Consider the following 3,267-nt stretch of genomic DNA (forward strand, 5'->3'; position numbering starts at 1 on the left):
TGTTGCCGGACTCTTTTTAATGGTGATGATGATTTGGGGGCGCGCATTTTTGTGTGGTCCTGTTTTCAGCGACTGATCGGGAGGATGATCGATGAAATTTGTGACTGCAGCGGCGACAGCCATGGGTCTTGTGCTGGCGGCGGGGTCTGCGATGGCGGCCTGCGATGATGGCGAGATTGTCATCAAGTTCAGCCATGTGACCAACACCGACAAGCATCCCAAGGGGATTGCCGCCTCGTTGCTGCAAGAGCGCGTGAACGACGAGATGAACGGGACCGCCTGCATGGAGGTCTATCCGAACTCGACGCTTTACAACGATGACCAGGTTCTCGAGGCGATGCTGCAGGGCGACGTGCAGATGGCCGCGCCCTCGCTGTCGAAATTCGAGAAGTTCACCAAGAAGTTCCGCATCTTCGACCTGCCGTTCATGTTCAAGAACATGGAGGCTGTCGAGGCGTTCCAGTCGTCGGACACCGGCCAGGACATGCTGAGTTCGATGCAGCGCCGCGGCCTTCAGGGGCTGGGCTTCTGGCACAATGGTCTCAAGCAGTTCTCGGCCAACAAGCCGCTGATCCTGCCCACCGATGCGGCCGGTCTGAAGTTCCGGGTGCAGCCGTCGGACGTGCTGGTGGCACAGATGGAAGCGCTGGACGCCAGCCCGCAGCCGATGGCCTTTTCCGAGGTTTACGGCGCCCTGCAGACCGGCGTTGTGGATGGCCAGGAGAACACCTGGTCGAACATCTACGGCCAGAAGTTCTTTGAAGTTCAGGACGGCATCACCGAAACCAACCACGGCCTGCTGGACTATATGGTCGTGACCTCGGTCGACTGGTGGGACGGGCTGCCCGAAGACGTGCGCACCCAGCTGCAGACCATCGTCGAGGAAGTCACCGCGACCCGCAACGCGGCCATCGCGCAGGTGGATGCCGACAACCGCCAGGCGGTTCTGGACGCCGGCGGCGTGATCCGCGAACTGACGCCCGAGCAGCGTGCGGCCTGGGTCGAGGCGATGAAGCCGGTGTGGATCCAGTTCGAAGGCGACGTGGGGGCCGATGCGATCGACGCGGCCCAGCAGATCAACGCCTCGATGTAATCGCGATCACCAGACAGACAGGCCGTCCGGCGCGACCGGGCGGCCTTTTCCTGAGGGGAGGGAGCAGCCGATGAGCGCGCATTCCAGACATCAACCGCAGACCGCGTTGGGGCGGGTCGTCGCCCGCACCGAAGAAGTCGTCATCGCCGCCATTCTGGGCATCATGGTGCTGCTGACCTTCATCAACGTGGTGCTGCGCTATGTATTCAACGAAAGCCTGATCTGGGGCCTTGAGGTGGTGCTGGTGCTGTTCGCCTGGCTGGTGCTGTTCGGCATCTCGCATGCGTTCCGGATCACCGCCCACCTGGGCGTGGACGCGGTGATCAACCTGCTGACGGCGCCGAAACAGCGCGTCCTGGCGATCATCGCGGCGCTGTGCTGCTGCCTGTACGCGATCCTGCTGATGAAGGGGGCCTGGGATTACTACGCGCCCTTCGCCGGGATGGACGCGACCACCGGGCGCTGGTTCCCGACCGGTCTGGCCGATAGCCGCGACCAGGCCTGGTACGAGACCGACCAGATCCCGATGGTGGACTGGCTGCGCTGGCTGGAGCCGATCTTCAACGAAGGCGAAGCCTACGAGAAGCTGCCGCGGATGGTGCCCTATCTGATCCTGCCCGTGGGCTGCCTGCTGCTGCTGGTGCGGGTGGTCGAAGTGACCATCGGCATCATCAAAGGCACCCATGAGAGCCTGATCGTGAGCCACGAGGTCGAGGACCAGGTCGACGACCTCAGCGCCACCCACCACGACACGCCCTTCGGCAAGGACACCTGACCCATGGAAATCGTACTTCTGTTCTTGATGGTCATCGGCCTGCTGCTGATCGGCGTGCCGATCGCGGTGGGGCTGGGCCTCAGCTCGATCATCTTCCTGCTGCTCAATTCCGACAGCTCGCTGGCCTCGGTGGCGCAATCGCTCTACCAGGCGATGGCCGGGCACTACACGCTGCTGGCGATCCCGTTCTTCATCCTGGCCTCAAGCTTCATGTCCACCGGCGGGGTGGCGCGGCGGATCATCCGCTTTGCCATCGCCTGCGTCGGCCACCTGCCGGGCGGGCTGGCGATCGCCGGGGTGTTTGCCTGCATGATCTTCGCCGCACTCTCGGGATCGTCCCCGGCGACGGTTGTGGCGATCGGTTCCATCGTCATCGCGGCGATGCAGAAGGTGGGCTATTCCAAGGACTTCGCCGCCGGTGTCATCTGTAACGCCGGCACCCTGGGCATCCTGATCCCGCCGTCCATCGTGATGGTGGTCTATGCCTCGGCCACGGATGTCTCGGTCGGGCGGATGTTCCTGGCCGGGGTCATTCCGGGCCTGATGGCGGGGCTGATGCTGATGATCACCATCTATGTCATCGCCAAGGTCAAGAACCTGCCCAAGGGCGACTGGCTGGGCTGGAGCGAGGTCGGCGACTCCTTCCGCGACGCCTTCTGGGGGCTGATGCTGATCGCCATCATCATGATCGGCATCTACGGCATTCCCGGCCTGACCGGCGCCATCTTCACCCCCACCGAAGCGGCCGCCGTGGCCTCGGTCTATGCCTTCCTGGTGGCCTGTTTCGTCTATCGCGACATGGGTCCGCTGGCCACCAAGGACGGGGCGCGCAACATCTCGCTGCTGCGCAAGCCGCAGGCGCTGATCACGGCGTTCTTCCACCGCGACACGATCAACACGCTCTATGATGCGGGCAAGCTGACCATCACGCTGATGTTCATCATCGCCAACGCGCTGATCCTGAAGCACGTGCTGACCGACGAACAGGTGCCCCAGCACATCGCCGAGGCGATGCTGGGCGCGGGCCTGGGCCCGATCACCTTCCTGATCGTGGTCAACGTGATCCTGCTGATCGGCGGCCAGTTCATGGAGCCCTCGGGCCTGCTGGTCATCGTCGCGCCGCTGGTCTTCCCGATCGCCATCCAGCTGGGCATCGATCCGATCCACCTGGGCATCATCATGGTGGTCAACATGGAGATCGGCATGATCACCCCGCCGGTGGGCCTGAACCTCTTCGTGACCTCCGGCGTCGCCGGAATGCCGATGATGGCCGTCGTCCGAGCCGCCCTGCCGTTCCTGGCCGTGCTCTTCGTCTTCCTCATCATGGTCACCTACATCCCGGCCCTCTCGACCTTCCTCCCAACAGCGCTCATGGGACCGGAAATCATCACGAATTAGG

3 protein-coding genes are annotated in these 3,267 nt (G+C 63.3%); all 3 read left to right on the forward strand.

Features of this window, described 5'->3' with window-relative positions:
- The first annotated feature begins 91 nt into the window (after positions 1-91).
- A complete protein-coding gene (locus H8B03_RS18865) occupies positions 92-1,093 on the forward strand; it encodes a TRAP transporter substrate-binding protein (protein WP_193143525.1) in 1,002 nt (333 codons plus the stop codon).
- 70 nt (positions 1,094-1,163) lie between these two features.
- A complete protein-coding gene (locus H8B03_RS18870) occupies positions 1,164-1,868 on the forward strand; it encodes a TRAP transporter small permease (protein ID WP_193143527.1) in 705 nt (234 codons plus the stop codon).
- Between the two features lie 3 nt (positions 1,869-1,871).
- Positions 1,872-3,266, forward strand: coding sequence for a TRAP transporter large permease (locus H8B03_RS18875; protein WP_193143530.1), 1,395 nt, complete (start codon positions 1,872-1,874; stop codon positions 3,264-3,266).
- Position 3,267: the final 1 nt, after the last annotated feature.

It is taken from the genome of Meridianimarinicoccus sp. MJW13 (genome assembly GCF_014901205.1).
GTDB lineage: Bacteria > Pseudomonadota > Alphaproteobacteria > Rhodobacterales > Rhodobacteraceae > Meridianimarinicoccus.

Bases quoted from the DNA above. Each gene is read 5' to 3' on its own strand.
- H8B03_RS18875 (WP_193143530.1), top strand. From the start codon at position 1,872: ATGGAAATCGTACTTCTGTTCTTGATGGTCATCGGCCTGCTGCTGATC.
- H8B03_RS18865 (WP_193143525.1), top strand. From the start codon at position 92: ATGAAATTTGTGACTGCAGCGGCGACAGCCATGGGTCTTGTGCTGGCG.
- H8B03_RS18870 (WP_193143527.1), top strand. From the start codon at position 1,164: ATGAGCGCGCATTCCAGACATCAACCGCAGACCGCGTTGGGGCGGGTC.